This is a genomic window from Arthrobacter rhombi (genome assembly GCF_039526245.1).
Classification (GTDB): domain Bacteria; phylum Actinomycetota; class Actinomycetes; order Actinomycetales; family Micrococcaceae; genus Arthrobacter_H; species Arthrobacter_H rhombi.
The window spans coordinates 76,630-102,069 of sequence record NZ_BAAAIV010000019.1; the positions used below are offsets into that span (position 1 = coordinate 76,630).

General features: G+C 67.2%; 25 protein-coding genes. 14 read left to right on the forward strand and 11 right to left on the reverse strand.

The window, feature by feature from the left end; all coding sequences use genetic code 11:
• Positions 1–28: 28 nt before the first annotated feature.
• The 4 genes from ABD088_RS14575 to ABD088_RS14590 are packed head-to-tail and all read right to left on the reverse strand — an operon-like array spanning position 29 to position 3,715.
• Complete coding sequence (locus ABD088_RS14575; protein ID WP_343902688.1) at positions 29–802, reverse strand: SDR family NAD(P)-dependent oxidoreductase; 774 nt, start codon at positions 800–802, stop codon at positions 29–31.
• Positions 799–1,689, reverse strand: a complete 891-nt coding sequence (locus tag ABD088_RS14580) for an SDR family oxidoreductase (RefSeq protein WP_343902689.1) — start codon at positions 1,687–1,689, stop codon at positions 799–801. The genes ABD088_RS14575 and ABD088_RS14580 overlap by 4 nt, the downstream gene beginning before the upstream one ends.
• A 34-nt stretch (positions 1,690–1,723) precedes the next feature.
• Positions 1,724–2,533, reverse strand: coding sequence for an enoyl-CoA hydratase/isomerase family protein (locus ABD088_RS14585; RefSeq protein ID WP_343902690.1), 810 nt, complete (start codon positions 2,531–2,533; stop codon positions 1,724–1,726).
• Between the two features lie 27 nt (positions 2,534–2,560).
• Positions 2,561–3,715 carry an acyl-CoA dehydrogenase family protein gene (locus tag ABD088_RS14590; protein ID WP_343902691.1) on the reverse strand — a complete coding sequence of 385 codons (1,155 nt, stop codon included), beginning with the start codon at positions 3,713–3,715 and terminating at the stop codon, positions 2,561–2,563.
• A gap of 121 nt (positions 3,716–3,836) precedes the next feature.
• On the opposite strand from ABD088_RS14590, the gene ABD088_RS14595 reads away from it, so the two are divergent.
• Positions 3,837–4,949 (forward strand): LuxR C-terminal-related transcriptional regulator, encoded by a 1,113-nt coding sequence (locus ABD088_RS14595; RefSeq protein ID WP_343902692.1) that lies wholly within the window; start codon positions 3,837–3,839, stop codon positions 4,947–4,949.
• Entirely contained in the window at positions 4,946–6,115 is a 1,170-nt protein-coding gene (locus tag ABD088_RS14600; RefSeq protein WP_343902693.1) for a response regulator transcription factor, read from the forward strand. The genes ABD088_RS14595 and ABD088_RS14600 overlap by 4 nt, the downstream gene beginning before the upstream one ends.
• A gap of 446 nt (positions 6,116–6,561) precedes the next feature.
• Here the strand turns inward: ABD088_RS14600 and ABD088_RS14605 are convergent, their stop codons facing one another.
• Genes ABD088_RS14605 through ABD088_RS14610 form a run of 3 tightly spaced genes read right to left on the reverse strand, consistent with a single transcriptional unit; the run spans position 6,562 to position 7,827 of the window.
• On the reverse strand, positions 6,562–6,771 hold the full coding sequence (locus ABD088_RS14605) for a hypothetical protein (protein ID WP_343902694.1): 210 nt from the start codon (positions 6,769–6,771) through the stop codon (positions 6,562–6,564).
• On the reverse strand, positions 6,713–7,291 hold the full coding sequence (locus tag ABD088_RS17280; RefSeq protein ID WP_372710998.1) for an Lrp/AsnC family transcriptional regulator: 579 nt from the start codon (positions 7,289–7,291) through the stop codon (positions 6,713–6,715). Before ABD088_RS17280 ends, ABD088_RS14605 begins: the two co-directional genes overlap by 59 nt.
• Positions 7,189–7,827, reverse strand: coding sequence for an Lrp/AsnC family transcriptional regulator (locus tag ABD088_RS14610; RefSeq protein ID WP_343902695.1), 639 nt, complete (start codon positions 7,825–7,827; stop codon positions 7,189–7,191). Before ABD088_RS14610 ends, ABD088_RS17280 begins: the two co-directional genes overlap by 103 nt.
• 269 nt (positions 7,828–8,096) lie before the next feature.
• On the opposite strand from ABD088_RS14610, the gene ABD088_RS14615 reads away from it, so the two are divergent.
• A complete protein-coding gene (locus ABD088_RS14615; RefSeq protein ID WP_343902696.1) occupies positions 8,097–8,435 on the forward strand; it encodes a hypothetical protein in 339 nt (112 codons plus the stop codon).
• 176 nt (positions 8,436–8,611) lie between these two features.
• On the opposite strand, the gene ABD088_RS14620 is transcribed toward ABD088_RS14615, so the two are convergent.
• The 3 genes from ABD088_RS14620 to ABD088_RS14630 all read right to left on the reverse strand — a co-directional run bounded on the left by ABD088_RS14620 (position 8,612) and on the right by ABD088_RS14630 (position 13,032).
• On the reverse strand, positions 8,612–9,994 hold the full coding sequence (locus tag ABD088_RS14620) for an FAD-binding oxidoreductase (RefSeq protein ID WP_343902697.1): 1,383 nt from the start codon (positions 9,992–9,994) through the stop codon (positions 8,612–8,614).
• 10 nt (positions 9,995–10,004) lie between these two features.
• Positions 10,005–11,228 carry an amidohydrolase gene (locus ABD088_RS14625; RefSeq protein ID WP_343902698.1) on the reverse strand — a complete coding sequence of 408 codons (1,224 nt, stop codon included), beginning with the start codon at positions 11,226–11,228 and terminating at the stop codon, positions 10,005–10,007.
• A gap of 148 nt (positions 11,229–11,376) precedes the next feature.
• On the reverse strand, positions 11,377–13,032 hold the full coding sequence (locus ABD088_RS14630) for a CocE/NonD family hydrolase (RefSeq protein ID WP_343902699.1): 1,656 nt from the start codon (positions 13,030–13,032) through the stop codon (positions 11,377–11,379).
• A gap of 214 nt (positions 13,033–13,246) precedes the next feature.
• Here ABD088_RS14630 and ABD088_RS14635 point away from each other — a divergent pair, with 214 nt between their 5' ends.
• The 11 genes from ABD088_RS14635 (at position 13,247) to ABD088_RS14685 (ending at position 23,938) form a co-directional block, all read left to right on the forward strand.
• Positions 13,247–13,918, forward strand: a complete 672-nt coding sequence (locus tag ABD088_RS14635) for a TetR/AcrR family transcriptional regulator (RefSeq protein ID WP_343902700.1) — start codon at positions 13,247–13,249, stop codon at positions 13,916–13,918.
• A 28-nt stretch (positions 13,919–13,946) separates the two neighbouring features.
• Complete coding sequence (locus ABD088_RS14640; protein WP_343902701.1) at positions 13,947–14,771, forward strand: enoyl-CoA hydratase-related protein; 825 nt, start codon at positions 13,947–13,949, stop codon at positions 14,769–14,771.
• A 43-nt stretch (positions 14,772–14,814) separates the two neighbouring features.
• Complete coding sequence (locus tag ABD088_RS14645; RefSeq protein WP_343902702.1) at positions 14,815–15,960, forward strand: acyl-CoA dehydrogenase family protein; 1,146 nt, start codon at positions 14,815–14,817, stop codon at positions 15,958–15,960.
• An 80-nt stretch (positions 15,961–16,040) separates the two neighbouring features.
• Positions 16,041–16,787, forward strand: coding sequence for an SDR family NAD(P)-dependent oxidoreductase (locus ABD088_RS14650; RefSeq protein ID WP_343902703.1), 747 nt, complete (start codon positions 16,041–16,043; stop codon positions 16,785–16,787).
• Between the two features lie 31 nt (positions 16,788–16,818).
• The gene (locus tag ABD088_RS14655) at positions 16,819–18,471 is read left to right on the forward strand and encodes an AMP-binding protein (protein ID WP_343902704.1); all 1,653 of its coding nucleotides are present in this window, start codon (positions 16,819–16,821) and stop codon (positions 18,469–18,471) included.
• Entirely contained in the window at positions 18,468–19,709 is a 1,242-nt protein-coding gene (locus ABD088_RS14660; RefSeq protein WP_343902705.1) for an acyl-CoA dehydrogenase family protein, read from the forward strand. Before ABD088_RS14655 ends, ABD088_RS14660 begins: the two co-directional genes overlap by 4 nt.
• Before the next feature lie 6 nt (positions 19,710–19,715).
• Positions 19,716–20,516, forward strand: coding sequence for an enoyl-CoA hydratase/isomerase family protein (locus ABD088_RS14665; protein WP_343902706.1), 801 nt, complete (start codon positions 19,716–19,718; stop codon positions 20,514–20,516).
• A gap of 7 nt (positions 20,517–20,523) precedes the next feature.
• Positions 20,524–21,387 (forward strand): 3-hydroxyacyl-CoA dehydrogenase family protein, encoded by an 864-nt coding sequence (locus tag ABD088_RS14670; protein ID WP_343902707.1) that lies wholly within the window; start codon positions 20,524–20,526, stop codon positions 21,385–21,387.
• A complete protein-coding gene (locus ABD088_RS14675; RefSeq protein ID WP_343902708.1) occupies positions 21,380–22,645 on the forward strand; it encodes an acyl-CoA dehydrogenase family protein in 1,266 nt (421 codons plus the stop codon). The genes ABD088_RS14670 and ABD088_RS14675 overlap by 8 nt, the downstream gene beginning before the upstream one ends.
• 28 nt (positions 22,646–22,673) lie before the next feature.
• Positions 22,674–23,492, forward strand: coding sequence for an SDR family NAD(P)-dependent oxidoreductase (locus tag ABD088_RS14680; protein WP_343902709.1), 819 nt, complete (start codon positions 22,674–22,676; stop codon positions 23,490–23,492).
• Positions 23,489–23,938 carry a MaoC family dehydratase gene (locus tag ABD088_RS14685; protein WP_343902710.1) on the forward strand — a complete coding sequence of 150 codons (450 nt, stop codon included), beginning with the start codon at positions 23,489–23,491 and terminating at the stop codon, positions 23,936–23,938. Before ABD088_RS14680 ends, ABD088_RS14685 begins: the two co-directional genes overlap by 4 nt.
• Before the next feature lie 383 nt (positions 23,939–24,321).
• Here ABD088_RS14685 and ABD088_RS14690 read toward each other — a convergent pair whose 3' ends face one another.
• Positions 24,322–25,416 carry an NAD/NADP octopine/nopaline dehydrogenase family protein gene (locus ABD088_RS14690; protein ID WP_343902711.1) on the reverse strand — a complete coding sequence of 365 codons (1,095 nt, stop codon included), beginning with the start codon at positions 25,414–25,416 and terminating at the stop codon, positions 24,322–24,324.
• Positions 25,417–25,440 lie beyond the last annotated feature (24 nt).

Below are 25,440 nucleotides of genomic sequence, written 5' to 3' on the forward strand. Positions count from 1 at the left end.
CGCTTGTCCCCTTCGTTCGTTGAGTGATTCACGCAACGGAAATTCCGCCGTTGATGCTGATCGCCTGGCCGGTGATTCGTCCGGCCGCCGGGCTCGAAAGATAGACCGCCATCGACGCGAGGTCTGCGGAATCGGCGACACCGAGATGGGCCATAGCTGCCGCCTTCTCGAACATCCGGGCGCTGAACGATTCGCCGTGGATGAGTGCGGCGCCGGGGGTGCCGGAGATGAGTGAGGGGGTGAGCAGATTGATGCGCACACCCTCACGCTTGACCTCCAAGGCCGCGGCCTTGGAGAACATGACGATGGCCGCCATGGCGGCCCCGATCGCCGTTTCGCCGGGGGTGGCGACCTTCGCGGCGTCCGAGGCGACGTTCACGATCGCTCCGCTGCGTTGGTTCCGCATCCCCGGCAGCACGGCGTGCATCATGTGGAGCGGAGGCAGGATGATTTCCTCAATGCGGGGCTGGATGTTCTCGATGGGGATCTTGTGCATGAGCCGAGGAGGCTCGCTGGGACCAGTGGTGGACACCAAGACGTCTATCGCCCCCAGATGTCTGCGGCATTCCTCCTCGGCTCGGACCGCGTCCGTTGGATCAGACGCGTCCACCTTCACAAAGTGCACGTCCGAACCCGTGCGCTCGCGTATCGAAGCGATGGCAGCGGAGCCTCTCTCGTGGTTGCGTCCGAGGACCACCACGCGGGCTCCCTGGGAGGCGAACTGTGTGGCGGTCTCGAGCCCGACGCCGGCGGTTCCCCCCAGGACCACGACTCCACATTTTTCGATGGGCTTGCTGGTCATCTCGTCTCCTTGTTGCCTGCTGCGGAGAGGATGGCCGGCTCTGTGGCACGGTGGAAGCCGTTGAAGGGCTCATTGTTCTTCGAGGGCTGCAGGTCCCACCAGCCGCGGCGCGCATTGGGGGCGCCGCCGTCTATTCGGATGCAGGACCCGGTGATGAAGCTGGCGCCGGGAGACAACAGGAAGACAATGGCCGCAGAGACCTCCGATTCGGTTCCAAAGCGCTGTAGCGGAATGTGGGGGGATACTCCCTTTTGGATGAACTCGGTGTCTTTGGCGTCGTAGGTGTCCAGCCCGCTGGAGGCGATTGAACCGGGAGCGACCGTGTTGACCCGGACCCCGGACTCGGCGAATTCGGTGGCTGCCGATTCACTGAGGGTGAGCATTCCGCCGCGGGCGGCCGCCGAGTGAGAGAAATTGGGCCAGCCGTGCCAAATATCGGCGATCATGTTGACGATGGAGCCGCCGTTGTCCGCCATCCATTGGTTGTAGACCTCTCGCATCACGATGAATCCGCCGGTGAGGTTGCTGCGGACGACGGCTTCGAACCCCTTGGTGGCGATGTCCTTGATGGGCGCGCGATACTGGCCCCCTGCGTTGTTGACCAGTCCGTCAATTCTGCCGTGGTCGGCCAACACTGTGGCAATGGTGGCGACGACTGTCTGCTCGTCGCGGATGTCGGAAACGTGGGTGGAGACCGAGCCGCCGTCCGTCTCGATTTCGACGCGCACCCTATCTAGCTTTTCCTGATTTCTGCCGACGATGGCCACATGGGCGCCCAAAGATGCCAGCTCGTGGGCGGTGCATCTGCCGATTCCGCTGCCGCCTCCCGTGACGACGAAGACCTTGCCGTCAAAGAGTCCGGGCCCGTAAATGGACTGGTAATTCATGAGTGATTCCTTCGTTGGAGGCTTGGGGCTGCTATCAGCTTGCGGATGTTCGGGTGGTGGCCCGGTCTTCGTCGCGCCGGTCGAGGAACTGTTGTTTCCGATCGTTGATCTCCGGGTTGCCCATCGTCGAATAGCCGTAGAGGCACTCCAGACGGAGCTGGTCGTCCAAGGGCCGGCCAACGACTTCCAGGATCGTCTCCTTGGCGGACTCAACGGCCACCCGTGGATTTCGCAGAATCTTTGAGGCGATGTGCTCGGCCGTGGACATCAGTTCCGACTGCGGAACGACCCGGTTGACGAGGTGGACCTCCCTGGCTCGCTCCGCGTCGATGGGCTCACCCATCAACTCGAGCTCCATAGCGATGCCTACACCGCAGGTGTTGACGAGGCGGACAATGCCACCGTCGGCGAAGTGCATGCCACGGCGCATGTGGAAGAACCCGAAGTTCGCGTTGTCGGAGGCGACGCGGATGTCGCAAGCAAGAGCAAGCTCGATGCCGCCGCCGATAACCCAACCGTTGAGTGCGGCAATGATCGGCTTTCGGATGTGATGCAGACCGCGGGTGATCCCGCCTGCGAAGCCGCGGTCCAGCAGGCTTCGTCCCAGTTCGGGGCCCGCCTCCAGCCAGGGGTCGACGTGCGACTTGAGATCGGCTCCGGCGCAGAAGGACCTGTCTCCGGAGCCGGTGAGAATGGCGACCCGCATCTCGGGATCGCTTCCGAAGTCCGTCCACGCCTCGAACAGTAGATCGTCGGTTTCCGTGTCGATCGCATTGTGGACCTCCGGTCGGTTCAGGGTGATGTAGGCGATTCCATCGCGCTTTTCGTAGATGACCTTGCTCATGCTTTTCTCCTCATAGGGGTATTGGGCCTAGACGGCCTTGCGGCCGGCTTTCTGGCGTGCGATGACGAGCTTCATGATCTGCGCGGTTCCATCACCGATTTGTAATCCGAGGACGTCACGCAGACGTTGCTCGTACGGCATTTCCTCCGTGTATGCCCCATGCCCGTTGATCAACAGGCAGGTCTGTACTGTTTCGAAGGCGAGCTTGGGGGCCCACCACTTGCACATCGCGGCTTCTGTCGTGTGCGGGAGCCCCTGGTCATTGAGCCAGAGGGTCTTCAAGCAAAGCAGGCGGGCTGCCTCGACGTGTGTCTCGGCTTCGGCCAACGGAAAGGAGACGCCCTGGTGGGCTGTCAGGGGCTTGCCCATGCTCTGCCGGCCGGCAGCCGAAAGCCAGGTCTCGTCCAGCGATTGCCGCGCCACAGCGAGGCACTGCAGGCCGATGAGTGCCCTGCTGTAGTCGAACCCCTGCATGACCTGGATGAATCCTTGGTTCTCGTCACCGATGAGGTGCGAGGCTGGCACACTGACGCGGTCGAAGTGCATGGCGCCTCGCCCGGCCGCGCGGCCACCGAGGTCGTCGAACGCGCTGGTGGTGATACCGGGCTGATCGACGGGGACGAGGAATGCGCTGATCCCCTTCGGTCCGGCGCCGCCAGTCCGTGCCCAGACCACCGCGAAGTCCGCCTGAGTCGCGAAGCTCGTGGACGTTTTTTCCCCGTCGAGAATGTAATGGTCACCCTCACGATGTGCCTTCAGCGAGAGGTTTGCGGCGTCTGAGCCCCCGCTTGGTTCGGTGAGTGCAATTGCAGGAATGAGTTTTCCGGCGGCCATGCCGGTTAGCCACGGCTTAACGACATCGGGATGTCCATGTCCAGAGAGTATGACTCCGGTCAAGGACATGGTCACCATGAGCTGGCCGATGTTGTAGTCCGACCGGCACAGTGCTTCCAGCACTAGTCCGGAGGTGACGCAGTCCAGGCCGAGTCCGCCGTATTCCTCGGCCAGCTCAATGCCGAAGAGCCCGAGGCGTCCCATCTCCAGCAGGGTTTCGCTGTCGAACGCGCCTTCCTTCTCGCGCTGCTTGTAGAACGGGGCCAGCCGCTGCTCGCCGAACCGCCGCGCCATGTCGACCAGGGCCTGCTGGTCAGAACTGATCGAGAAATTCAGTGGTGCCGACATATTCAAGGTCTCCTTAGGCGAGTGGTGCACATCACACAGACTAGGAGGAAGATGACATTTAAACTTCGCACCAAAGGATGAGATGCTTCCCCTATCGGGCGGGGATCCGTAGGGTGAGATCATGCCGACGGTGGAAAGCAGGATCGCTAGGGTGCGCCAGTCGCGGCTGCAGGCTCGCGAGGACAACGCCTTCATTGGACGGGCCGAACGAGACTCCCTTGACGGCCTGTATCTCGAATTGCGTGCCGTGTATGGGGCGCGGGGAGACGATCAAGACATAATTGCGCTGCTGGCATCCAGTGCCGAAGAAATGCACGCCGTCGCCAAGCTCGACTTCGACGTTCGCCGTGAAGCCGATGCACGGATCTCGGAGGCCCTCGACCGGTTGCACGCCCTTGCGTCGAGCGGGGAGATCTCTCGTCGCGCACCGGCCGAACTGCGCCAAGCGTGTGGGTTTACCCGAGTGATGATCTCCTCGGCGCGTGGCTCGAAGTGGTTGCCGGACACGATCCTTCCAGAGAACCCCGCAGATTCGGAATCCGCTGAGTTCGAGCGGTTCGCACAGGGCCGAAACGAGATCCCCTTGGCGCGGATGATGCTGGAGACAGAGATGATGCGCCGCCGAGTTCCGATAATGGTCGAAGACGCCGAGGCGGATCCCCGTACCTACAAGCCGCTAATCCGCGTGACCGGGAGCCACTCTTACGTTGCAGCTCCGATCACGACCAACCGCCGAGTGATCGGCTTCCTCCACGCCGATCGGCATGGGCAAAAGAGCCCGGTCACGTCGGGCGATCTGGAAAGTCTTAAGAGGTTCGCGGCCGGCTTCAGCGTCCTCTTCGAATGCGCGGTGCTGAGGGAACGGATCGAGGCGCAGAGAGCGCGGATGGCTGACTTGTTGGCCAAGACTAGCGTCGAATTGTCGGCATTGGCCCAGTCTCCGTTGAGCCTGGTTCCCGAGGTGGGCGAGTCGATATCTGACATGGGCTCATCCGATGTCCGCTCTGGGGCAGGACGCCAATATCTTCTCACCAGACGAGAACAAGATGTGCTCACGCTGTTGTCCGCTGGGGCAACGAACCGGGCTATTGCACGGGAGCTCGTGCTCTCGCCAGATACAGTCAAGAGCCACGTCGCCAACCTGATGCGGAAGCTGCGCGTTTCCTCCCGCTCCGCTGCGGTGGCCAAATACCTCCAGATGCGTCCAATGGCCAAGGATCAGGACGCGGAGTGACGTCAGCGGAGAATACGCGGTACCGGACAACGCGCGAGCTTCGTGCCGACATTCGAGATCTGGCCGATCTGCTTGACGATCTAGCGGACGCCGACCCCGTCAGCGTCCAAGGACTTCGCGGCCGGCCGGATGAGATATTCGAGGCTTTGGGCATGATCGTCCGCACGCTTACGTCCAGGCGCCTCACCGATGGCGACAAACGCCTTTCTGCCGTCATGTTGGACGCGCTCGATCTCCTGGGCGAGTGGGGCCGTCATCGGATCAGGGCTCTGGCCGTTCTTGACGAGCTGGTCTCTGACGCTCTCGAGGAACTAGGTAGCTGCAATGATCAGGCCGGGCTTTTCGAGGGGATCTGCCCGGTGGCAACTCGCGCCCTCGGGAGCCGGAGCGTATTGATCTCGCGAGTGACAGAGGAAACTTGGTCGGCGTGGCGTGGTTATTCGCACGATGCGAGGGGCAGAAGCCAAGAGTGGGCAAATGCCGAGGAGATCCCGTTAATGGGGTTGTCCGTGGAGATCGACGTCATCCGGGCCGGTCGTGCTGTGATCTTGGACGCCGGATCTCAAGGTGGCGCGGATCTTCCGAGCCCCTTTCGGCGGATGACCGAGTCGGCTCCGTACATTCTGGCACCGGTCTTTGTGGGTCCGGATGCCGTGGCGCTCCTCTATCTGCCCCAATTGTCGAGATCCGCGGTTTCTCCCTCCGAGTACGTCGAGCGTGTGCAGCGCTTCGCCTCTGGCCTCGGTCTCATCCTCGAGCGTGAACTGCTTCATGACCGATTCCGGGCCCAGCGGAGGACGATACGCGCAACGACGGGCTCCATGGAGCGGATCATGAGTTCGCTTGACACTGGCGTGGATCTCGTTCGCCTCGCCGGACGTACCCAGACAGATGCAGTTTCCGCCATCGAGCTTCCCCTCAATGAGTTGACGTCGACCTGGGACAAGACTTTGACGACCCGCGAGAGCGATGTGGTGCGGCTGCTGGTTCTCGGCCATGACAACACGGCGATCGCAACTCAGCTCGCAGTCACCGCGAGCACTGTCAAATCGCATGTGCGTCATGCCATGAGAAAGCTTGGAGCAGTAAACCGGACAGAACTGATTGCCCGATACCACGGAGGGACCGACGACCAGGGATGGCGCAGCGGGCACAGGCAGACATGAGGCCGTCGTCGTGATCCCCCGCGCGGCCAGTGATAAGGCACCATCGGCCGGCTGCTCAGCCCTGAGATATCGATGGAATTACCTGGCGATAGAACTCAACTCGACGTGGCATGCACCAGGGAGTCCGCGACGTGGCTGAGGTGCGTCCCGGACACGATATTCAGTCGCTGCAGCCGAATGACGACTCCGGCATATCAGCGGTTCGCTAACGCCGGATGAACTGGTCGCGCATCTCATGGAGCTACTGCCCGCGTGGCACGTGAAGGGTCCCGGGGCCCCCAACTAGTCGGATAGCGTGAGAACTTGGGTAGGAAGGCCCTCTGGTATCCGGGGGTATGTCGGTGCCGTCCTCCAGTTGCCCGTGGCCGTTCCGGCGTAGACGGGACCGTGTCCTTCTGCACGGGGGCCGTCGGTATCGGCACGCACTCCGATAAGGGGTCCGTCGCCTATGCGCAGGATGCCGACGACGCCGGTGCCCCGCAGCGGAACACCTCCAGGCCCAGCTTTTCCAAGCACCCGGCCAGGTCATCGGCGGTCCGGCGCTCCTGCGTCGAGAGGTCGGGGTCGGCATGTAGGAACTGGTAGGTCTCGGCGAGCTCAGCCTCGCAGGCCTGACTCATCCGCAGGGACTGCGGAATGGTGCTGCTCACTGTCATGTCGCCGGATCGGAGAACACCAGGCTCGACGAGCCGTAGGGGAGCGCCGCCCCGAGGTGCTCTCATCCCAGTGGGGAAACGTAGCTGTCCGTGACCGGCCGGATCGATCGAGCAGGTGCCCCAGGCGCTTTGGGGTGCTGAGGATGACCTGCCGTCTGATCTTCACGCCGGTGTTGGAGAGCAGATCGAGCTTCGCCTCCAACGTGTGCAGCACACCCAGGTTGCGCAGCCAGACATCGAAAGTCAGGTTGGCCGATCCGGCCGCCGTGCCCACGTAGCGGATCTCCGGATGGGTGGTGAGCGCGGCGGCCACGGGGTCGAGGTGGTGCGGCGGGACGTCCACGAAGTACCAGATGTGCGCCGGCCACCCGGACCATGCGTTAACGACGTCGGTTCGAAGGTGGAATTGTCGGGTGTTCAAGAGCAACGCGATGGCATCATGGACCCGCTGTTCGCTGACCCCGAGTTCGCGGGCCAATTCCGACGCCGGCCGGCGACCGTCGCGCCCCAGCGCCGAGATGAGGGGGCGGCTGAACGCCGGTCCAACCCGCGGGCGGCCCGGGCTCGCGGCGGGCGGTGGCCCCCGATCCGGGCCGCCTGCTCGGGTTCAAGCGCCCGGAGGTTCCAGCGTTCGCCGGATTTCAGCCGCGAGGTGACCAGATGCGCCCGCACCTCCCGGACGCCGGGCAGGGAGGGCAAGCCGTCCGTAAGCAGCGCAGCCAACTCCAGATCGTCGGGGACCGTGATCGACACGATGAGAGTGCCCGAGGCGGTGGCATCCAGGGTCAATGCCATCGGGACCCCCGTGAGGATCGCCGTGGCTGCGGCCAACGATCCGGGCTCGACATCGATCTCGGCGAAGGCAGCGTTGTGTCTGGTCTCGATCCACGTGGGATGGCCGGTGATCCTGACGAGGCCGGAATCGCGCAACCTTGCGTAGCGCTGGGCGAGAGCCGTCGGGCTCACCGAGAGCACGCGTGAAAGTTCACTCCACGGCGCACGTGGTGCGAGCTGCAGCGCGTGAATCAGCCGGGCATCTTCGTCTGAATTGGGCATATCTGGCATGGGAACAAAAAATCCTCACAGATTCCCCAGTATTGGCACAAAGGATGCATCGTGTTTTTAGGGTCACCACATCACCGGCCCGCCGACCGGGAAACGCAGGCAGGGCAGACACTTGGAGGCCACCCTCCGTTCGATGCCCAGACTCGCCCGGTCCGCCGACGAACAGGCGGCGGATGGCATCGGCGCTCTGCGGGTCGGCACGGACCGGACTGGCTCGCACCGATGCCGGGACGGGGGAGCCGCCCTATGAAAGGACAGTTATGACCACGAACAGCACCACGGACCCCGCTGGGGTCCTGGACGCCGAGCACCTGAACGAGCTGGCCGAGCGGGTGGCGGGCGCGGCCCCCGAGTTCACGTCGATGGCCGATGCCATCTGGGACGATCCGGAGATGCGCTGGGAGGAATTCCGTGCCCAGGACAAGCACCAGGCGGCAGCCCGGGCGCACGGGTTCACGGTCACCGAAAAGGTGGGGGTATTCCGACGGCATTCAGTATCCACGCCGCCACGTCGATGGCTGCTACGGCCGCGGCGATCGTCACGAACCGGGAGCTGCTGGTGGCGGCGCACAAGGAGCACGCGGATACCATCGCCGTGACCCCGTACCTCGATCCGATCCCCGAGTGTGTGGTGGCCCCGCCGCTGCGTATCGGGGGCCGCTCGGCCGGGCAGTAGCCCCGGATCACCATCGCGGTCGGCCTCGTGGATTTGTCCACGGGCGACCCGCTGGCGGGGGATGGCCTGCCGGCCGGTGTCCTGGCGAGATGCCGCCCCTCAGCCCTCCGGGACGAAGACCTTCCCGGGGTTCAGGATGCCGAGCGGATCGAAGAGCTCCTTGATTCCGCGTTGCAGCTCGTATTGGTCATCACCCAACTCATCGCGCAGCCAGGCGCGTTTCAGCAGGCCGATGCCATGCTCCCCGGAGAGCGTCCCCCCGAAGTCGAGTGCGGTGCGGAACAGTTCGCCGGCCGCCGCCCAGACCCGCTCCGGGACCTCGTCGCCGGTGTAGACGAAACTCGGGTGCAGGTTGCCGTCCCCGGCGTGGCAGGTGCTGGGGATGGCGACGTCGTATTTCTGCTCGATCCGCCGGATCGCCGCAAAGGCATCGGCCATGCGGTCGCGGGGAACCGCCATGTCCTCCACGAGCATCGTGCCCATGGCCTCCAGGGCGGGAAAGGCGTTGCGGCGCAGCCCCACCAACCGGTCCGACTCCTCGGGGTCGGTGGTGGTTTCGACCCGGCCCCCGGCGGCTGTCGCCAAGGCGGCCGTCCGGGACGCGGTGTCCTGCGCGGCGGGCCCGTCGCACTGGACCAGCAGGAACGCCCCGGCCCCGCCGAAGACCGCCTCCCCGGCGAAACGCTCCATCGCCGTGATGGTCCGTCCGTCCATGAGCTCCATGATGGACGGGACCAATCCCTCCGCGGTGATGGCGGAGGACGCTGCGGCGGCGTCCTCCACGGAGTCGAAGAACCCTCCCACGGTGGCGACCCCGCCGGTGACGACGGGCTGGAGTTTGAGCGTGGCTTCGACGATGATGCCCAGCGTGCCCTCCGAGCCGATCATCAGGGCGCAGACGTCGAAGCCGGTGACGCCCTTGACCGTGCGGTGTCCCACCGTGATCAGGCGCCCGTCGGCGAGGACCACCTTCAGCGCGAGCACCGCCTCCCGCGTCACCCCGTACTTCGCGCACAACAGGCCGCCGGCGTTCATGGCGATGTTGCCGCCGACGGTGGAGATGTCCTTGCTCGCGGGGTCAGGGGCCCACCAGAGGCCGTGCCCGGCCAGCACCCTGTTCAGGTCGCCGTTGAGGACACCGGGTTCGACGACGGCGAGGCGGTTTCCGCTGGAGACCTCCAGGATCCGTGTCATCCCGGCCAGCGACACCACGATTTCCCCGGGGCTGGCGATGGCACCGCCGGCCAGCCCGGTCCCAGCACCGCGGGTCACCACGGGAACCCGGTGCTCGGAGGCAATGCGGCACACGGCCTGCACGTCCTCGATGGTGCCGGCCTGGACCACGGCCAACGGGACACCGGCCGAACGGTGCCCGGAGCGGTCGGCCATCATCGTCTGCAGCAGCAGGGGGTCCGTGTCCACGCGGCCGGGCAGTGCCGACATCAATGCCTCGGTGACTGCTGGATGGCTCGTGGAATTCATGGGTCCGAGCCTAACCCGCCAGATAGGCCAGCGCGGCGACGGCTTGCGTCCGGGTGCCCGTCTCCAGGGTCGGGTCGATCGCCGGGGCGAAGAAGGGGGAGTGGTTCGCCGGGATGTCCTGCGCGACGGTTCCGGCGGCCTCGGCGGCCCGGAGCTTCTCTGCCTGCACGGAGCCCACGGTCCAGTAGGTGTAGGGGACACCGAACGCGTCGGGCACGCGGCTGAAGTCCTCCGAGGCCGTGTAGGGGGCGGTGTGGGAGACGCGGTCGGCACCGAAGTGCTCGGTGAAGGCCTCGGTGATGCGGGCGTTGGTGTCGGCGTCGTTGTCGGTCAGCGGGAACTGGTCGTAGTACTCGAACTCCGGCTCCCTCGGGGATCCCGCCGTCGTGCATTCGCCGCGGACGATCCTCTCGATCGATTCCATGATGTGCGTGCGGACGCCCTCATCGTAGGTGCGCAGGTTCAGCAGCAGTTCGGCGCGGTCGGGGATGATGTTGGACTTCGTGCCGGCGTTGGAGGCGCCGATGGTGACGACGGCGAACGTCCCGGGCTCGATCTCCCGGGACACGATGGTCTGCAGCCGCAGCACGATCGACGCGGCCAGCACCACGGGGTCCACCGAGTTGTGCGGCATGGACCCGTGGGCGCCGCGCCCGTACACGGTGATCTTCAGCGAGTCGCCGGCCGAGAGCACGGGGCCGGCGGTGGTGCCGATGGTGCCGGCCTCGGTGGTCATCACATGCTGGCCGAACGCGACGTCAGGGGCCGGCACCTTGGACACCAGGCCGTCGTCGACCATGGCCTGGGCGCCGGCAGCGGTTTCCTCGGCGGGCTGGAACAGGGCGATGTGCGTACCCGACCAGGCGTGGCGGTGCTCGGCCAGCAGGCGGGCGGCTCCGAGCAGGCAGGTGATGTGCAGGTCGTGACCGCAGGCGTGCATGACGCCGTCGTTCTCGGAGGAGTAGGCCAGCCCGGTGTCCTCGGTGACCGGCAGGGCGTCGATGTCGGCCCGGGAGAGCACGGTGGCCCCGGAACCGTTCTCCAGCACACCCACCACCCCGGTGCCGCCGATGCGCTGGACCGTGTACCCGATGCCGGTGAGCTCGGATTCGATGCGTTCGGCGGTCTGGTGCTCCTGCAGGCTCAGCTCCGGGTGGCGGTGCAGGTCCATGTAGAGTTCGCGCTGCCAGTCGAGCTGGGCATCGAGGGTGTCGAAGATGTCGGGAATGCTCATGGTCAACCTTCCGGTTCGTCTGCAGGCGTGGACGACGGCGGTCGTCGCCCGAATGCGGATCCTGAACCCAAGCTACTCCCGGCTTCCCCGGCGCCCAAGTGCAAAAGTGGGCGATGACCAGTCATGACGCCGACGGGGCGCATCGGTGTCAGGGAACGACGGGCAGCTCGAATCGGGAGCCGTTGGGGCCGGTATGCACGGTGACGGTCCCGTGGACGTCGGGGGAAGCGAGCTTGGGGGAGTCCCCGGCGGAGACGGCGATCCGGATCCGGTGCCCGGGCGGGACGATCCAATCGGTGGCCTGGAGCTCGACGGTGTGGTGGGTGCGGCGGCCCAGGGCGTCGGCGTCGACCCGCGTCCAGCCGGCCGCGGCTTCCATGGTCCGTCCGTCGGGGCCCACATCCAGCACCCTGACCGCCAACGGGTGGGCAGCGGTGGCATGGCTGGTGATGGACAGCCGGGCGCGCACCCTGCCGAGCAGGTGCAGCGGCTCCTCGACGGGTTCCGCGGTGAAGCCGGCGATTCCGGCGGTGCCGGGGAGGTCGCTGGCCGGGGAGGGGGACGTCTCGGGGGTCGTGCAGCGCAGCAGGCAGGTGGTCGAGTGGCCCACCGTGGTGTCCACGTCGAAGCCAACGGACGATGCCGGCGCGGCCTCGTCGCGCAGGACCCCGCCGGCGGCAGGGAACACGGTCGACGTCGTCGTCCTCGGCCAGGTGTCGTACGACTCCCAGCCGGGGGAGCCGGTGGTGGGCATGGCGAAGCTGGAGATGTGCTGCTCGGGGAGCCGGCCGGCTGCGTCGTCGGAGAGCCAGTGGTCCCACCAGGCGAGCTGGCCCCCGAGCGGCAGCGGCTGTTCCCCCTGCAGGTGGGCCTGCCCGTGGGCCCACGGGCCCATCACCAGGTAGGAGGTGTCGGCGCGGCCGGCTCGCACCAGATCCGCATGGTTCTCGACGGGGCCGGCGCGGAAGACGTCGTACCAACCACCCGTGCTCATGACAGGGACCTCGACGCGCTGCATCCGGCCCGAGAGGTCCAGGTCCGCCCAGTAGGCGTCCTCCTTCGGGTGCGCGCGCCAGGTCTTGACCTGCCGGGCGGCGTAGCCGGGGTCGGATGACGTCACCGCTCCGGGCCAGGCCACGTCGGCACCGGCCAGGTTCCCACCGGGGTAGAAGAACTGTTCATACATGTTCGACGGCGCAACGTTCGTCAGCACGGCGGCCAGGTGTTCCGGCCGTTCGGAGGCGGCGCGCAGGGCGGTCCAGCCGCCGTAGCTCCGGCCGCTGGCACCGACCTTGCCGGTGGACCACTCCTGGCTGCCCAGCCAGTCGATCGCGTCCCGCGCCGCGATGTCCTGCACCGGCCAGTCCAGGTCGTACCCGTGGCCGGCGCTGGCCCCGGTGCCCGGGATGTCGCAGTGCAGGACGTTGTAGCCGTGCTCCGCGAGATACTCTTCCTCGTTGTCCGGACGCAACGGCGCCTGCGCGAGGCCGTAGGGGGCGAACTGGTAGAAGATGCCGGGGAACCTGCCGGGCGCCGGTGCGCCATCGGTGGCCGGGCGGTGCAGCAGGCAGCTGAGGGTTCCCGGGGAACGCGGCCCCTCGTCGGTGACTGGAACGGTGATGCGGGTGGTGGCGACCGAGTATTCGGCGGGGCGGTCGTAGCCGAACCAGTCGGGCTGGTTGGCCGCTGCGGGATCTTCGGTGGGAGGTGCCGGAGTGCAGGCGGAGGTGCCCAGAAGAAGAAGGAGTACGACGGCGATGCCCGCCTTCCACGGGCTGCGCCGCTTCCGGCCGCGGTTCTCCAACCGAACCCCTTTCGTCGTCGCCCCCCGGAAAAACCATCTGGGAAAAACCCTAGTCGGCGGGCCGGTGCCGACAGCCTCCCGACATGGCGCCGTGAGGGCCCGCCCCGAAAACCCCTTGACGGATGTGTGCCGCATCACTACTGTGAGAAATGTGAATGAGGGTTCATTCACAACGAATTCAGATTCATAAACACGACATTGAAGGAGCGGCCGGATGAACGCGACGGACCTCGGCACCGGAACGGCTGCGGATGCCGCCCGCGCGGCGCGAACGGAATCGCGGCGGCAGCAGCTGTTCCGCGCGGCGGCACGGCTGATGGAGGACCGGGGATCCCACGACGTCTCCATGCAGGCCGTGGCCGACGAGGCCGGCGTCAGCGTCGGGCTGATCTACCGCTACTTCGGCAACAAGCAGGACCTGGTGCAGGCGGTGATCGTCAGCGTGCTCGAGGCCTTCACCCGCGAGGTCGAGGAGGCGATGGAGGACCAGGCCGATCCGGTACGCCGGATCGCCGCGGCCTTCGCCGGCTACTGCTCCGTGGTCCAGGAGCAGCGCGAGGCCGCAGTGCTGGCCTACCGCGAATCCAAGACCCTCGAGGCGGCCGGGCGGAAGACGATCATGGACCTCGAGGTCCAGACCGCAGCGCCGCTGATGACCGCCGTGGCGGACGCCGTCGACGCCGGGCTGATCCGGCCCGTCGACATCCGCCTCTTCGCCTACCAGCTGCTGATGACGGCCCACGGATGGGCGCTCAAGCACTGGTACTTCGGCGACTTCATCTCCCACGAGGGCTACGTCGCCGAACACACGGCGCTGGCCCTCTCCGCCGTCCTGCTGCCCGGCAACCGCTCCGACTACGCAGACCTGCTCGGTGCGCTGGCCTAGGGCCGCCACCGCCAACGAAAGGAATACCATGACCGCCCAGGCATCCACCCCCCGCGTCCCCGACTTCGACGACATCACCTACGAGGTCGACCAGGCCACCGCGGTGATCACCATCAACCGCCCGGAACGCCACAACGCCTTCCGCGGGCAGACCGTCGAGGAGCTCATCAAGGCCTTCCGCCTGGCCTGGGCCGACCGCACCGTGCAGGCGGTCATCCTGACCGGTGCCGGCGAGAAGGCCTTCTGCACCGGCGGCGACGTCAAGCAGCGCGCCGAGACCGGCGACTACGGCCCCACCGAATCGGGCATGTTCGAGATCGGCAACCTGCACAAGCTGATCCGCGACATCCCCAAACCCGTGATCGCCGCGGTCAACGGCATCGCCGTCGGCGGCGGACACGTGCTGCACGTGCTGTGCGACCTGACCATCGCCTCCTCCACGGCCCGCTTCGGGCAAGCCGGACCACGCGTCGGTTCCTTCGACGCCGGCTTCGGCTCCGCCTACCTGGCCCGCGTGGTCGGGGAGAAGCGGGCCCGGGAGATCTGGTACCTCTGCCGCCAGTACGACGCCGCCACCGCCGAGCGCTGGGGCCTCGCCAACGCCGTGGTCGAGCCCGGGCAGCTGATGGCCGAGGCGAAGGCGTGGGCAGCCGAAATCGCCGAGAAGAGCCCCACCGCCCTGCGGTTCCTCAAGCAGTCCTTCAACGCCGACACCGACCACCAAGCCGGCCTGAGCAACCTCGCCATGTCGGCCCTGGACCTGTTCGCCGTCTCCGACGAGGGCATGGAGGGCGCCCACGCCTTCGCCGAGAAGCGCAAGCCCGACTTCGCCAGCCACGTCCAGACGCACTAGCGGCGCCCCACCGCCCGCCACCCCGCCCCGGAAAGGGTCACCCATGGACTTCAATATCACGGAAACTCAGCAGGGCTTCGTCAAGGAAGCCCGGAGCGTCGCCGAGCAGATCGCGCCCGGCTACAAGCAGCGCGAGATCGACCGCCGGATCGAACCGGAGCTGCGCCGGGAGATCGGCGCACGCGGGCTCATCGCCCCCGAACTGCCCCGCGAACTCGGCGGCCGCGGTGAGCCCCGGCTCACCTCGGGGCTCATCACCGAGGAGATCGCCCGCGGGGACTTCAACGTGGCCTACCTGCAGGTCGTCGGATCCCTGGTCGGCCAGATCCTGGCCGCCAACGCCGTACCGGACGTGGCCCGGCACTGGGTCCCACGCATCACCTCCGGCGAAGGCATCGTCGCGATCGGCCTGTCGGAGCCGGCAGCGGGCTCGGACGCGGGGAACCCGTCCTTGTCCGCCCGCCCGGAACGCGGGGGGTGGGTCCTGAACGGGACCAAGTCCATGTCCTTCGCGCTCCAGGCCGAGGCCGCCGTCGTCTTCGCCAAGACCGATGCCGCACAACGCCGCGGACGGGGCATCAGCGCCTTCGTCGTGGACCTGTCCGCGCCGGGCATCGAGATGGAGGGCATCGAGGACATGGGCACCCGCGCCGTGACCCGGGGGATGGCCCACTTCACCGAGGCATGGATCCCCGCAACGAACCTGCTCGGTGCCCAGGACCAGGGGTTCACCCAGGTCATGCAGGGCTTCGACTTCTCGCGGGCCCTCATCGGGCTCCAGTGCATCGGCGCGGCCGCCGTCACGGTCGAGGAAACGTGGGAGTACGTCAAGGGCCGCGAGGCCTTCGACCAGCCGCTGAGCCGCTTCCAGGGGGTGGCCTTCCCGCTGGCCGAAAGCGAGACGCTGCTGACCGCCGCCCGGCTGATGTGCCAGCAGACCCTCTGGCTCAAGGACGAGGGGCTGCCGCACACTTCCCAAGCCGCCATGTGCAAATGGTGGGCCCCCAAGACCGCCTACGACGTCATCAACCAGTGCCTGTTGCTGCACGGCCAGTTCGGCTACAAGACCGACCGCCCCATCGAGCAGCGGATGCGCGATGTCCTGGGCCTGCAGATCGGCGACGGAACCGCCCAGATCATGAAGACGATCATCGCCCGGCAGTCGGCCGGCCGGGCGTACGCACCCTGACCCCTGCGTACACGCCAGCGGACAACATCACCCAGACACCCACAACAGACGTTCCACCCCACAGTTCAAGGAGAACCCCCATGGGCAAGCTCGACCACAAGATCGCGATCGTCACCGGCGCCGGCAGCGGCATCGGCAGGGGCATCGCCACCAAACTCGCCGCCGAGGGCGCCACCATCATCGTCGGCGACATCAACGAGTCAGCCGCCCAGGAAACCGCGGCGGCCCTGGGCAACGACTCGATGGGGGTGCACACCGACGTCACCTCGCGAGCATCCGTCGACGCGGCCTTCGCCGCGGTCGTGGAGAAATACGGGCGGATCGACGTGCTGGTCAACAATGCCGGCTGGGACAAGGTCGGCCCGTTCGTCGACAGCGAGACCGCCGACTGGGACCGCGTGATCGCCATCAACCTCTACGGCACACTGAACTGCTGCCAGTCGGCACTGCGGGCCATGCAGGGCCAGGAACGCGCCACGATCGTGAACATCGGTTCGGACGCCGGACGCGTCGGCTCCTCCGGGGAGGCCGTGTACTCGGCGGCCAAGGGCGGCATCATCTCCTTCAGCAAGACCCTGGCCCGCGAAACCGCCCGGCAGAACATCACGGTGAACTGCGTCTGCCCCGGCCCGGCCGACACCCCGCTCTTCGCCGGCATCAGCGCGGAGAACCCGAAGCTGCGCGCCGCCCTGGAGAAGTCCATCCCGCTGCGCCGGCTGGCCCAACCGGAGGACCTGGCCAACGCCGTCGCCTTCCTCGCCTCCGACGAGGCCTCCTACATCACCGGCCAAACCCTGTCCGTCTCCGGCGGACTCACGATGTCCTAGCACCTCCCCCCGAGCCGAATGGATCAGGACCATGAGCGCCTCGCACGACCTGCTTGAAATGCCCGCCAACGCCGCGGACTTCCGGACCCACGGGTACTGGAAGGACCGCCTGCTCCTCGATTACTTCGACGAGGCGGTGAACACCCGCCCCCAGGCGACGGCCAATATCGACGTGGCCGGTGCCCGGACCTACGCCGAGATGGCCGCCCTCGTCGACGACGTTGCCGCCGGCCTCCTCGCCCTCGGCGTCGAAGCCGGGGACACGGTCTCCATCCAGCTGCCCAACCGGCACGAATGGATCGTCGCCCACCTGGCCGCCCAGCGCGTCGGCGCCGTGACGAATCCGCTGGTGCCGATCTTCCGGGACCGCGAGATCGGCTACATGGCCGCCAAGGCACGCACCAAGGTCATCTTCGTCCCGGACGAGTTCCGCAAATTCGACTACGCGGCCATGATCGGGCGGCTGCGCCCGGACCTGCCGGATTTGGAGCACTGCGTGGTCATCGGGGCCACCGAACCACGTGACGGGTTCTCGACCTGGGATGCGTTGATCGAGCGCGGCCGCGCCCGCGGCATCACCGCCGAGGAGGTGGCCGCACGGCGCCCGTCCCCGGACGACCTGGCGCTGATCATGTTCACCTCGGGGACCACCGGCAGCCCCAAGGGCGTCATGCACTCCCACAACTCGGTGTTGGCGGGCTCCCTGCCCTGGCCGGACCGGCTGGGCATGGACGCCGACGCGGTCATCCACATGGCCTCGACCTTCTCGCACCTGACCGGCTACCTGTATGGCGTCGCCCTGCCGCTGATGCTCGGATGCAAGGGCGTGTTCCAGGAGGTGTGGAACGCCCGCGAATTCCTCGGGCTCGTCCAGGAGCACGGCATCCAGCACACCTCCGGCGCCACGCCCTTCCTGCAGGACCTGCTCGACCAGGATGAACTGGCGCAGCACGACATGTCCTCACTGGCCCGCTTCTGCTGCATGGGCGCCCCGATTCCGCACGCCCTGTTGCAACGCGCCCGGCAGGAACTGCCGCAGCTGAACGTCTTCGGCGGCTGGGGGCAAACCGAGTGTTGCCTGGTGACCATGGGCAGCCCCGCCGACCCCGTGGAGAAGGTCTTGACCTCCGACGGGCGGACCCTGCCCGGCATGGAGCTGCGCATCGTCGACCCGCTGGGCGGTCCGGCGGAAGCCGGACACGAGGGGAAGATCCAGGTCCGCGGAGCCTTCCTGTTCCGCGGCTACCTGGACCAGCTGGAGAAGACGCTGGAGGAATTCGACGGCGACTGGTTCGACACCGGGGACCTCGGCACCATGGACGACGACGGCTATGTCCGGCTCGCGGGGCGGACCAAGGACATCATCGTCCGTGGCGGCGAGAACATCCCCGTCGCGTACGTGGAGAACATCCTCTACGAGCACCCCCGGATCGCCGGCGTGGCACTCGTCGCGGTCCCGCATCCCCGCCTTCAGGAAGTGGGCGGCGTCGTCATCCAGCTCAAGGACGACCAGCCCTTCACGCTCGAGGATCTGCGCGCCTTCCTGGAGGCCAAGGGGCTCGCCAAGCCCTACTGGCCGGAGATCCTGGAAGTCGTCGGCGACTTCCCCCGCACGCCGAGCGGAAAAATCCAGAAATTCAAGATCCGCCAGCAGTTCACCCAGGCCCAGGAGGCAACCCCATGACCACAGCAGCAACCCGTAGGCCCGGACCCTCCACGGAATCGGTCTTCGGCCCGGTCGACCTCACCGGCCTGGACGCGCAGTTCAGCGCCGGGGAAAAGCAGACCACGCTCGCCGTCCGGGCCCTGGTCGACGAGCACATCCGGCCGAACATCGCCCGGTGGTACGAACAGGCAGTGTTCCCCCGCGAAATCATCCCCGAGATGGCCAAGCTCGGACTGCTCGGCATGCACCTGACAGGCCACGGCTGCCCCGGCCGCAGTTCCGTGGAATACGGGTTGGCCGCCTCCGAACTCGAGGCGGGGGACTCGGGCCTGCGGACCTTCGTCTCCGTCCAGGGCTCGCTGGCCATGTCGGCCATCCACAAGCACGGCTCCGAGGAGCAGAAGCAGCAGTGGCTCCCGCGCATGGCCGCCGGAGAGGCCATCGGCTGCTTCGGCCTCACCGAACCGACCGCCGGGTCGGATCCGGCCTCGATGCGCACCACCGCGGTACGGCAGCCGGGAGGGGACTGGGTGCTCAACGGCGCCAAGCGGTGGATCGGGCTCGCCACCCTGGCCGACGTCGCCATCATCTGGGCGCAGACCGGGGAACCGGGTGACGCGCGCGGCATCCGCGGATTCGTCGTCCCCACGGACACTCCGGGTTTTCGGGCCGAGGCCATCCCGTCCAAGCTCTCGATGCGCGCCTCCGTGCAGTGCGACATCACCCTGGCGGACCTGCGGCTACCCGCCGAGGCGATCCTGCCCGCCGACTCCGCCATCGGTCTGAAGGGGCCGTTCTCCTGCCTCAACGAGGCCCGCTACGGCATCGTCTGGGGAGTCATGGGTGCCGCCCGGGACAGCTTCGAGGAGGTCCTGCGCTATAGCGGGGAACGACTCCAGTTCGGGACCCCGCTGTCCGGCTTCCAGCTGACCCAGGCCAAACTCGCCGACATGGCACTGGAAATCAACAAGGGCTACCTGCTGGCACTGCAGATCGGCCGGGCAAAGGACGCCGGCACGCTGAACCCGACGATGATCTCGGTGGGAAAGCTCAACAACAGCCGGGAGGCCATCAAGATCGCCCGCGAGGCGCGCGAGATGCTCGGCGGCAACGGGATCACGCTGGACCACTCGCCGCTGCGGCACGCGAACAACCTGGAATCGGTGCGGACCTACGAGGGAACCGACGAGGTCCACACGCTGATCCTCGGCCGCGCACTCACCGGCATCGGCGCCTTCACGGCGTCGGGGAAGTAGGAGGACATGACAGCCCAGCAGGCCACGGAACAGACCCACGAGACGATCACGACGAGCATCGACGGCGCCATCGGCACCATCACCATCAACCGGCCGACGGTGCGCAACGCCCTGTCCAACAAGGTGCTGGAAGAGGTCGGCGAGGTCCTGGACGCCTGGGAAGACGACGACGCCATCGGCGCCGTCGTGTTCACCGGCACCGGCGAAAAGGCGTTCATCGCCGGTGCCGACATCGGCCAACTGGCCGGCTACGACATGGCCCACGGGCTGGCCGCACATATGCAGAGGCTCTACGACCGCATCGAGGACTACCCCAAACCCACGATCGCCGCCCTGAACGGGGTCGCCCTGGGCGGGGGACTGGAACTGGCCATGAGCTGCGACATCCGCATCGCCGCCGACACTGCGCGGATGGGACTGCCGGAAGCCACCCTGGGCGTGCTGCCCGGGGCCGGTGGTACCCAGCGGCTCTCCCGCCTGGTCGGGACGGGCCGCGCCGTCGAGATGATCCTCACCAGCAGGATCATCACGGCGGCGGAGGCCGAGCGCTACGGTCTGGTGACCGCCGTCGTCCCCGCCGGGGAATTGCCGGGCAACGCAGCGGCGACGGCGCAGACGATCCTTTCCAAGGGGCCGCTGGCCGTGAGATTGGGCAAGGTCGTCATCCGACAGGGTGCCGAAACCGACCAGAAGACGGGCCTGCTGCTCGAACGCCTGGCCCAGACCCTGCTGTACACGACCGGGGACAAGGCGGAGGGAGCCGCGGCCTTCCTCGGCAAGCGCCCGGCCGAGTTCAGGGGACGGTGAAGCCGGCATGGACACCACAGTGCAGAACATCCTCGTCATCGGTTCCGGGGCCATGGGCCGTCAAATCGGCATGGCGGCCGCCGTCGCCGGTTTCTCGACCACGGTCCGGGACGTGGACTCCGACGCCGTGGCCGCAGCCGAGGCCGACATGCGCCGCTGGATCGACGGCCGGGTGACGAAGGCCCGCCTCACCGCCGAACAGGCGGCGGACGCCTGGGAACGCATCGCCTTCACCACGGACCTTGCGGGCCCGGCTTCGACGGCAGACCTCGTCATCGAGGCGGCCACGGAACGCCTGGAGATCAAGCGCGCGATCTTCGCCGAGCTGGATTCGCTGGCACCGGCCCATGCCATCCTCGCCACCAACTCCTCCACCCTGGGCTCCTCGACGGTCGCCGACGCCACCGGGCGGCCGGACCAGGTGTGCAACATGCACTTCTTCAACCCCGCCCTGGTGATGCGGGCCGTGGAGATCGTGCGCAACGACCAGACCTCGTCCGAAACGGTGGACACGGTGACCGAGGTGGCGCGTGCCATGGGCAAGGCCCCGGTGCTGCTCAACCAGGAGATCCCGGGCTTCATCGCCAACCGGCTCATGGGTGCCGTCCGGGACGAGGCGCTGGCACTGCTTGCGGACGGTGTCTCGTCGTTGGAGGACATCGACACCGCGGCCAAGGACGCGCTCGGCCACCCCATGGGGCCGTTCGAACTGATGGACCTGGTCGGCCTGGACGTCAGCTACCTCATCCGGCAGGCAACCTACGAACAGACCGGCGACCCGCAGGACCTGCCGCATCCGCTGCTGGCGGAGAAATTCGAGGCAGGGGACTTCGGACGCAAGAGCGGCAGGGGATGGTACGACTATGAGTGACATGCACCCCTTCCAGACCGGGTTCGAGGACACCGACGGCTATCTGGACACCCTGCGCGAACGCCTGTCCGTCCCGCGCGAAACGGATTACCTCCTGCTGGCCCGCGACCTGCCGCCCGATGCGGCCGACGCCCGGCTGCGCATGCGCTCCTACGTCGACGACGAGGTCCTGCCGGTCATCAACGGATACTGGGAACGCGCCGAGTTCCCCTGGGAACTGCTGCCCGGCCTCGCCGCGACCGGCCTGGTCGGAGGAGTCATCCAGGGGCATGGCGCGGCCGGGCTGTCCCGTTTGGCCGCGGGCCTGGCCACCGTCGAACTGGCCCGCGGCGACGGCTCGATGAACACCTTCCTGGGCGTGCAGGCCAACCTGACCATGGGGACCATCAACCTGCTCGGGTCTGAGGAGCAGAAGCAGCGCTGGCTGCCCGGCATGGTCCGGCTCGAGAAGATCGGGGCCTTCGCCCTCACCGAGCCACGCCGCGGCTCCGACTCCGCGCAACTGGAAACCAGCGCGCGCCGCGAGGGGGACACCTGGGTGCTCAACGGGGCCAAGCGCTGGATCGGCAACGGCTCCATGGCGCACCTCGTGGTCATCTGGGCCCGTGACGAGGCCGACGGGAACGTGAAGGCATTCGTCATGGAACGCGACGACCCCCGCAACCCCGAGGACCGCCCCGCCGGGTTCAGCGCCCGGACCATCGACGGGAAGATCGGCAAGCGCGCCGTCCTGCAGGCGGACCTCGCCTTCGACGGGCTGCGCATCCCGGAGGCCAACCGCCTCCCCGGGGCCAACAGCTTCCGGGACACCTCACGGGTCCTGGCCACCACCCGCGGTGGCGCCAGCTGGGAATCGCTGGGGCACGCCGTCGCCTGCTTCGAGGCGGCCGTGGCCTATGCCGACGTCCGCGAGCAGTTCGGCCATCCGATCGGCGGATACCAGCTGGTCCAGAACACGCTGGCGTCGATGCTCTCGGAACTCACGGCCATGCAGCTGATCTGCTTCCGCATGGCCGAGCTGCAGGAAGAGGGCACCTGGACGGGGACGATGGCATCCATCGCCAAAATGCACACCGCCAACAAGGCCCGGACCATCGCCCAGCAGGCCCGCGATCTGCTGGGCGGCAACGGCCTGCTGCTCGACTTCCACGTGGCCCGGCACCTGACCGACATGGAAGTCGTCCATACCTACGAGGGGACCGAATTCGTCCAGTCCCTGCTCATCGGCCGCAAGATCACCGGGCGCTCCGCCTTCTGAGCCCCGGAAGCCCCACGGAAGGACCAGCATGGATGACGACCAGACCCCACCCGGCGGCACCACCGCCCCACGGGCCGGGGGCGCCTTCGCCGGCCGCCGGGTCCTGCTGGTCGGCACCGGAGGGATCGGCGCGGCCGTTGCCCAGCGCCTCGCTGCCGGAGGCGCCCGGATCCACGGCACGCACCACGGCGACTGCTCCGGTGCCACGGCACTCGGCGCCGGGCTGCCCACCGGCTCCTGGGCCGGCACGAGCCGGCTCGACGCCAGGGACCCCGGCGCGGTCGACCGGATCGCCGGGCCGGCCGGTGCGGCTACGCAAGCACTGGGCGGCATCGACACGCTCGTGGTCACCACCGGGCATCGCCACCCGTTGAGTCTCCTGAAGGACACCGACGTGGAGGCGCTGCACGACATCCTGGACACCGAACTCTACGGGCCCACCCTGCTGGTCCGGGCAGTGTTGCCGGGCATGCTGGAAGCGGGCTTCGGGCGCATCGTCCTGATCGGCTCCGACAGCGGCAAGGCCGGGACCCTGGGCGATGCGGCATCCTCGGCGGCCCGCGCCGGCCTGGCCGGGCTGGCCCGCTCCGTCGCCCGCGAAACCGCGCGATCCGACGTCTCCATCAATGTCGTCTCCCCGGGCCCGACCGACACCCACCTGCTCGCCGGAATGCTGGCGGAGGACGGCCTGACCGGCAAGGTCATGGCCGGCACCGTCAAGGCCATTCCCAAGGGCCGCCCGGCCCGGGCCACCGAGATCGCCGCGGCCGTCGCCCACCTCGCCTCGGCCGACGCCGGTTACACCACGGGCCAGGTTCTTTCGGTCTCCGGAGGGCTGACGATGTGAACGCGCCCCACCAGCCGGTCCGACCCGGCGACACGACCGAATTCCGCAAGACCCTCACCGAAACCGACATGGTGCTCTTCGCCGGCATCACCGGCGACTTCGCGGCCAACCACACCGACGAGGAGTACATGCGCGGCACCGCGTACGGGACCCGCCACGTCCACGGTGCGCTGGTCGTCGGGTTCATGTCGACCGTCGCCGGAAAGGCCCTCGAAAGCGCGCGTCCCGAGGGGCTGGTCCCGGTGTCGCTGGGCTACGACCGCATCCGCTTCATCCGGGCCGTCTTCCCGGGACAGACCCTGCGCGTGCGCCACGAATTCACCTCCTACGCCGCCGATACCCGACGCGCCGAGGCGACGGTCGAGGCCTTCGTGGGCAACGAGCTCGTCGCCATCGCCACCCACATCGTCAAATGGGTCCCCTCGGAGTCGCCGACGGCCGTTTGATCCCCAGGACGAGTTCACGGCCAATCTCCCAATACGTTTGAATGTGTTCTCGGCTGACCTTGGAAACCGTTTGGGTATGTCCCAACTGAATGCGGTCGGACACAGTCGCCGAGAGCTCCGGGTACCAGCCCGGGGCCGTTGATGGCGGCGGCATGCTGGCGAACCGGGCGACGGATCTCCGTCCGGTTCCTTCCCGGATTCCCTTGGGGCCATGACTCCGCCTGCCGGCGTCTGCTGCTCCGAATCTATCGGCCGCCCCCGGCAGATTCCCGCCTCCGGTGGGCAGCGGATGACGGGCGAGACGGGTACCGAGTTTGGCCGGGGCCCCAGTGATGGGGCCACCCGGCCAGTCTCGGTTCAATCTTGCGGCAGTGCCGCCCGCATCACGTCGTGACGAGCGGGGTCACGCCATCGAGGAAAGCGGCCCTGATCGCTGCGGCATCCATACCCTCCAGTCCCAAAGCGTCCGCCGTTCGGCCGTCGGCCTCGAAGTCCGTGCCGCAGATGACGCCGCTGAGCTTGATGAACGAGTCCGTCAGCGGCAGGGAGAGGCCGATCTGCTTGGCGAGTGAATTCCAGATCACCAGGCCGAACGGAATGTCCTCCGTGAAGTAGCGGTGTGTCAGGGAGTCGGGTTCGGGGAAGGCCTGGCGTCCGTAGCCTTCAACGATCCGCTCGACGTAGGATCCTTCGGTGACGCCATAGGCGCTGGCCAGGAATTCCCAGAAGCTGATGGTTTTAACCCCGAGTGCCGCCGCCAGGGCGAGCCGTTCCTCATCGAGCGCATTGATGACTTCCGCGACCCTGGGGGTGACTAGCGTGTGCTGGGGGAGCTTGTCGCCGTCTTCGACGGTCTTGATGTTCAGCACTGCCGGCGGGACGTGGTAGATCGCATTGCAATTGGCGAGGCCAACCGAAAGCGTGTCGCTGCCGGGTACGTAGCGGTCCCCGAAGAAGGGGCGCAGCCGTTCCAGGGTCGACTGGGTTTCCGTGTGGGGGATGCTTGCCAGATGAACCGCCTGTTTGATGGCGCCGATGTAAACCTGCGCCGGGCCGCGTAGGCGGCACGTGTACAGGCTCGTCGCGGTTTCGGCAATCACGCAGGGAGTGCGCTGCACCAAGGCGAAGTGCCGGGCAAGCTCGACCGCGCTGCCGAGCACACTGGGCTGGAAGATGATGAGCTGTTCTGACTCCAACAGTGGAGCGAGTTGCTCCGACAGATATGCGTGGGCGAAGGCCGGGGCGGCCACGATGACCACGTCTGCACCGACAACCGCTTGTTCCAAATCCGTGGTCAACAGGGGGGTGGCAGCATGACCTTCGACCTCGCCGGTGAGATCGATACCGTCGTTGGCAATGATGGCATCAAAATCCTTCTGCCAGCGCGAAAACATCCGCACTTCGTGTCCCACGAGGACCATGTGGCCGGCGATGGCCTGGCCGACGTTTCCGGCTCCGACAATTGCAATACTTCCCATGGTGGTGTTCCTTCTTTTGTAGGG

Coding starts and splice junctions, on each gene's coding strand:
- ABD088_RS14575 (WP_343902688.1), bottom strand. CDS start 802: ATGACCAGCAAGCCCATCGAAAAATGTGGAGTCGTGGTCCTGGGGGGA.
- ABD088_RS14580 (WP_343902689.1), bottom strand. CDS start 1,689: ATGAATTACCAGTCCATTTACGGGCCCGGACTCTTTGACGGCAAGGTC.
- ABD088_RS14585 (WP_343902690.1), bottom strand. CDS start 2,533: ATGAGCAAGGTCATCTACGAAAAGCGCGATGGAATCGCCTACATCACC.
- ABD088_RS14590 (WP_343902691.1), bottom strand. CDS start 3,715: ATGTCGGCACCACTGAATTTCTCGATCAGTTCTGACCAGCAGGCCCTG.
- ABD088_RS14595 (WP_343902692.1), top strand. CDS start 3,837: ATGCCGACGGTGGAAAGCAGGATCGCTAGGGTGCGCCAGTCGCGGCTG.
- ABD088_RS14605 (WP_343902694.1), bottom strand. CDS start 6,771: ATGACAGTGAGCAGCACCATTCCGCAGTCCCTGCGGATGAGTCAGGCC.
- ABD088_RS14610 (WP_343902695.1), bottom strand. CDS start 7,827: ATGCCCAATTCAGACGAAGATGCCCGGCTGATTCACGCGCTGCAGCTC.
- ABD088_RS14615 (WP_343902696.1), top strand. CDS start 8,097: ATGACCACGAACAGCACCACGGACCCCGCTGGGGTCCTGGACGCCGAG.
- ABD088_RS14620 (WP_343902697.1), bottom strand. CDS start 9,994: ATGAATTCCACGAGCCATCCAGCAGTCACCGAGGCATTGATGTCGGCA.
- ABD088_RS14625 (WP_343902698.1), bottom strand. CDS start 11,228: ATGAGCATTCCCGACATCTTCGACACCCTCGATGCCCAGCTCGACTGG.
- ABD088_RS14635 (WP_343902700.1), top strand. CDS start 13,247: ATGAACGCGACGGACCTCGGCACCGGAACGGCTGCGGATGCCGCCCGC.
- ABD088_RS14640 (WP_343902701.1), top strand. CDS start 13,947: ATGACCGCCCAGGCATCCACCCCCCGCGTCCCCGACTTCGACGACATC.
- ABD088_RS14645 (WP_343902702.1), top strand. CDS start 14,815: ATGGACTTCAATATCACGGAAACTCAGCAGGGCTTCGTCAAGGAAGCC.
- ABD088_RS14650 (WP_343902703.1), top strand. CDS start 16,041: ATGGGCAAGCTCGACCACAAGATCGCGATCGTCACCGGCGCCGGCAGC.
- ABD088_RS14655 (WP_343902704.1), top strand. CDS start 16,819: ATGAGCGCCTCGCACGACCTGCTTGAAATGCCCGCCAACGCCGCGGAC.
- ABD088_RS14660 (WP_343902705.1), top strand. CDS start 18,468: ATGACCACAGCAGCAACCCGTAGGCCCGGACCCTCCACGGAATCGGTC.
- ABD088_RS14665 (WP_343902706.1), top strand. CDS start 19,716: ATGACAGCCCAGCAGGCCACGGAACAGACCCACGAGACGATCACGACG.
- ABD088_RS14670 (WP_343902707.1), top strand. CDS start 20,524: ATGGACACCACAGTGCAGAACATCCTCGTCATCGGTTCCGGGGCCATG.
- ABD088_RS14675 (WP_343902708.1), top strand. CDS start 21,380: ATGAGTGACATGCACCCCTTCCAGACCGGGTTCGAGGACACCGACGGC.
- ABD088_RS14680 (WP_343902709.1), top strand. CDS start 22,674: ATGGATGACGACCAGACCCCACCCGGCGGCACCACCGCCCCACGGGCC.
- ABD088_RS14690 (WP_343902711.1), bottom strand. CDS start 25,416: ATGGGAAGTATTGCAATTGTCGGAGCCGGAAACGTCGGCCAGGCCATC.